Consider the following 3,178-nt stretch of genomic DNA (forward strand, 5'->3'; position numbering starts at 1 on the left):
CCTTTTTTATTTCCCCCTCATGATACTTATATAATACAATATCCAAAAAAAACAAAACCCCCCCCCCCCCCCCCCCGACCACCCACCCCCCCCCCCCCCCCCCCCCCCCCCCCCCCCCGCGGGGCGGGGGCCCCCCCCCCCCCCGGGGGGGGCCCCCCCACGACAGGACCCGCACGGGTACCCGCCCGAGGGACGCGCTGTCCTCCCGGAGGGCGCGTGCGGCCACAATGGGGGGATGAGCGACAGTCCAGCCCCCCTCGCCGACCCGCACCTCGTCCACGACCCGGTGGCGGGCGACGGCCCGAAGGACGTGGTGATCCTCGGGTCCACCGGGTCGATCGGGACCCAGGCCATCGACCTCGTGCTGCGCAACCCGGACCGCTTCCGGGTCACCGCCCTGTCCGCCAACGGCGGCCGGGTCGCCCTCCTCGCCGAGCAGGCGTACCGGCTGAGGGCGCGGACCGTCGCCGTCGCCCGCGAGGACGTCGTACCGGCGCTGCGGGAAGCCCTGCGGGCGCAGTACGGAACGGGGGAGCCGCTCCCCGAGGTCCTCGCCGGACCGGACGCGGCCACGCGGCTCGCCGCCTCCGACTGCCACACCGTCCTCAACGGCATCACCGGCTCCATCGGTCTCGCCCCGACCCTGGCCGCCCTGGAGGCGGGCCGCACCCTCGCGCTCGCCAACAAGGAGTCGCTCATCGTCGGCGGCCCGCTGGTCAAGGCCCTCGCCAAGCCGGGTCAGATCATCCCGGTCGACTCCGAGCACGCCGCCCTCTTCCAGGCGCTCGCCGCCGGCACCCGCGCCGATGTGCGCAAACTGGTCGTCACCGCCTCCGGCGGCCCCTTCCGCGGCCGGACCAGGGAGCAGCTGGCGAACGTCACCGTCGAGGACGCCCTCGCCCACCCCACCTGGGCCATGGGCCCGGTGATCACGATCAACTCCGCGACCCTCGTCAACAAGGGCCTGGAGGTCATCGAGGCGCACCTGCTCTACGACATCCCCTTCGACCGCATCGAGGTCGTCGTGCACCCGCAGTCGTACGTCCACTCGATGGTCGAGTACACGGACGGATCGACACTGGCCCACGCCACGCCCCCCGACATGGGCGGGCCCATCGCCGTCGGCCTCGGCTGGCCCGAACGCGTCCCCGACGCCGCCCCCGCCTTCGACTGGAGCAAGGCCTCGACCTGGGAGTTCTTCCCCCTCGACAACGAGGCCTTCCCCGCGGTGGACCTGGCCCGTCACGTCGGACAGCTCGCGGGCACGGCCCCGGCGGTGTTCAATGCCGCCAACGAGGAGTGCGTCGAGGCGTTCCGCCGCGGCGCGCTGCCGTTCCTGGGGATCATGGAGACCGTCACGCGAGTGGTCGAGGAACACGGCACACCCCGTACGGGAACTTCCCTCACCGTCGCGGACGTCCTCGAAGCGGAGACCTGGGCCCGCGCCCGGGCCCGGCAACTGGCGGCACAGACGGCGGAGGCCCGTGCATGACGACCCTGATGTTCATCCTCGGCATAGTCCTCTTCGCGGTCGGCCTGCTGTTCTCCATCGCCTGGCACGAGCTGGGCCACCTCTCCACGGCCAAGCTGTTCGGCATCCGCGTGCCGCAGTACATGGTCGGATTCGGGCCGACGATCTTCTCGAAGAAGAAGGGCGAGACCGAGTACGGGGTCAAGGCCATCCCGTTCGGCGGCTACATCCGCATGATCGGCATGTTCCCGCCCGGCCCCGACGGCCGGCTGGAGGCCCGCTCCACCTCGCCCTGGCGCGGCATGATCGAGGACGCCCGCTCGGCGGCCTTCGAGGAACTCCGGCCCGGTGACGAGAAGCGCCTGTTCTACACGCGCAAGCCGTGGAAACGGGTCATCGTCATGTTCGCCGGCCCGTTCATGAACCTGATCCTCGCGGTGGTGCTGTTCCTCACGGTCCTGATGGGCTTCGGCATCTCGCAGCAGACCACCACCGTCGGCTCCGTCTCCCAGTGCGTCATCTCGCAGAGCGAGAACCGCGACAAGTGCACCACCGGCGACAAGCCGTCCCCGGCCGCGGCGGCCGGTCTGAAGGCGCGGGACAAGATCGTCTCCTTCGACGGCGTGCGCACGGACGACTGGGACAAGCTGTCCGACCTGATCCGCGCCAACCCCGGCGAGACCGTGCCGATCGTCGTCCAGCGGGACGGCAAGGAGGTCACGCTCCACGCCGAGATCGCCACCAACAAGGTCGCCAAGAAGGACTCCCACGGACAGATCGTCGAGGGCGAGTACGTCACCGCCGGCTTCCTCGGCTTCAGCGCGGCCACCGGCGTGGTGAAACAGGACTTCGGCCAGTCCGTGACCTGGATGGGCGACCGCATCGGCGACGCCGTCGACTCCCTCGCCGCCCTGCCCGGCAAGATCCCCGCCCTGTGGGACGCCGCCTTCGGCGACGGCCCCCGAGAGGCCGACTCCCCGATGGGCGTCGTCGGCGCCGCCCGGGTCGGCGGCGAGATCGCCACGCTGAACATACCGCCCACTCAGCAGCTGGCCATGTTCGTCATGCTGGTCGCCGGCTTCAACCTCTCCCTGTTCCTCTTCAACATGCTCCCGCTGCTGCCGCTCGACGGCGGCCACATCGCGGGCGCGCTGTGGGAGTCGCTGCGCCGCAGCTTCGCCAAGGTGCTGCGCCGGCCCGACCCGGGCCCCTTCGACGTGGCGAAGCTGATGCCGGTGGCGTACGTGGTGGCGGGCGTGTTCGTCTGCTTCACCCTGCTCGTCCTGGTGGCGGACGTCGTCAATCCGGTACGGATCAGCTGACGTCCGCACGGCCCGGCGCGAAGCCCGATCCGGAGAGCATGTCCTCCCGGACCGGGCTTCACGCATGTGACGGGCGGACGGGCGCCAACGGGTGGATTCGCCGTACGCCGTGTGCCGCCGTTCAGGTCCGTGTCGTAATCTCAAGGGTCGGAGCCCGTCGCTGACCGGGGCCGGATCTTGATCCAAGACTTGGGGTTGCACAGCAGATGACTGCGATTTCTCTCGGCATGCCGTCCGTTCCGACCACGCTCGCCGTGCGCCGGAAGAGCCGGCAGATCCAGGTCGGCTCCGTGGCCGTCGGCGGTGACGCCCCGGTGTCGGTGCAGTCGATGACGACGACCCGTACGTCCGACATCGGTGCGACCCTCCAGCAGATCGCGGAGCT

At 70.5% G+C, this 3,178-nt stretch carries 3 protein-coding genes; all 3 read left to right on the forward strand.

What is annotated here, in order from left to right:
• Window positions 1-235: 235 nt before the first annotated feature.
• Entirely contained in the window at window positions 236-1,492 is a 1,257-nt protein-coding gene (gene dxr, locus ACIRFH_RS36470; protein ID WP_403530864.1) for a 1-deoxy-D-xylulose-5-phosphate reductoisomerase, read from the forward strand.
• An 8-nt stretch (window positions 1,493-1,500) separates the two neighbouring features.
• Window positions 1,501-2,793, forward strand: coding sequence for a M50 family metallopeptidase (locus ACIRFH_RS36475; protein ID WP_403530867.1), 1,293 nt, complete (start codon window positions 1,501-1,503; stop codon window positions 2,791-2,793).
• 206 nt (window positions 2,794-2,999) lie between these two features.
• Window positions 3,000-3,178, forward strand: a 179-nt coding sequence (locus tag ACIRFH_RS36480; protein ID WP_403530870.1) for a flavodoxin-dependent (E)-4-hydroxy-3-methylbut-2-enyl-diphosphate synthase, incomplete at its 3' end; no start/stop codon positions are given.

The organism is Streptomyces sp. NPDC093586, assembly GCF_044764905.1.
In the GTDB taxonomy this organism is placed as follows: domain Bacteria; phylum Actinomycetota; class Actinomycetes; order Streptomycetales; family Streptomycetaceae; genus Streptomyces.